The sequence below is a fragment of the Vibrio sp. OPT46 genome, assembly GCF_015163535.1.
In the GTDB taxonomy this organism is placed as follows: Bacteria; Pseudomonadota; Gammaproteobacteria; order Enterobacterales; family Vibrionaceae; genus Vibrio; species Vibrio alginolyticus.
This window is the reverse complement of sequence record NZ_JADDYG010000074.1, coordinates 3,604-4,844: the sequence shown is the minus strand read 5'-3', so window position 1 is coordinate 4,844 and position 1,241 is coordinate 3,604. Positions and strand designations below refer to the sequence as shown.

At 46.3% G+C, this 1,241-nt stretch carries 2 protein-coding genes; both read left to right on the top strand.

Going from position 1 to position 1,241, the window contains the following annotated elements; all coding sequences use genetic code 11:
• Nucleotides 1-987, top strand: a 987-nt coding sequence (gene lptF / locus IQR33_RS02890) for an LPS export ABC transporter permease LptF (RefSeq protein ID WP_193843506.1), incomplete at its 5' end; no start/stop codon positions are given.
• A 3-nt stretch (nucleotides 988-990) separates the two neighbouring features.
• Nucleotides 991-1,241, top strand: a 251-nt coding sequence (locus tag IQR33_RS32165; protein WP_322631748.1) for an LptF/LptG family permease, incomplete at its 3' end; no start/stop codon positions are given.

Here is a 1,241-nt window from a genome sequence, read left to right as displayed (position 1 = left end):
TCTGATGGGGATATTCCTGCTGGATTGATTTTCTCGATTGTTGGTTTGAACATGCCAGCAATGGGTCTGTTAATGCTGCCTTTAAGTCTGTATATCGGTATATTGATCACATTTGGTCGTCTGTATGCAGAGAGCGAAATTGTCGTAATGAACGCGACAGGTATTGGTAATAAATTCTTGGTTCAAGCGGCCTTATACCTAGCGTTGATTACTTCAGCGGTGGCGGCTTTCAATGCGTTGTGGCTATCGCCGTGGTCTCAAGACCGCGTTGAGCAGCTTTATGAGCAGGTAGCGTCAGAAAACAGCGTTGACCTACTTAAAAAAGGTCAGTTCCAAGGTACACCAGACGGTTCATCGGTTGTGTTCATCGATGACATTAAAGACAATACCTTGAGCAACGTTTTTGTTGCGCAGATGCGCCCTCGAGATTCGGTGTTACCGAGTGTGATGTTCTCATCTTCTGGTGAAGTAAAAGAGCTTTCGGACGGTCGTCAGATCATCACTATGAAAGAAGGTACGCGTTATGAAGGTGTGCCTACTCGCGTTGAATATATGATCACGAAATTCGATGAATACGAAGGTGTTATCGGCCAACGTGAGGTCAAAAAGAAAGGGCGAGACTGGGAAGCATACCCAACGGTTGACTTGATAGGTCACCCAGATCCAGAGGCGCAAGCGGAGCTACAATGGCGAATTTCGTTATTTGTGTGTATTCCACTCTTAACAATGCTCGTTATTCCTTTGTCTGCGGTGAATCCGCGTCAGGGACGGTTTGCCAAAATGGGGCCTGCGATTCTGATCTATCTAGCGTATTTCTTGGCGATCAGTGCAACCAAATCTGCATTAGAAGATGGTGACATCCCGGCTGCTATTGGTATGTGGCCAATCAATGCGATGTTGCTGATTGTTGCTATCATGGCGAATATGATGGACAGCGTTGCTGCTAGACGAATAAAAGACAAATTCCGCAAGAAGAGGCTCGCGTAAGCTGTGTTCAAAATCTTAGACCTTTACATCGGTAGAACCATCATCTCTACCACTGCCTTGGTTTTAGCGACGTTTGTTGGCTTATCGGGCATCATCAAATATGTAGAACAGCTACGTAAAGTAGGGCGAGGTGTGTACGACCTCACTCATGCGTTGTACTTTGTGTTACTCAGTGTGCCGCGTGATATCGAAATGTTCTTTCCAATGGCGGCATTACTCGGTGCCCTGATCGGCTTAGGTATGTTGGCTTCAAG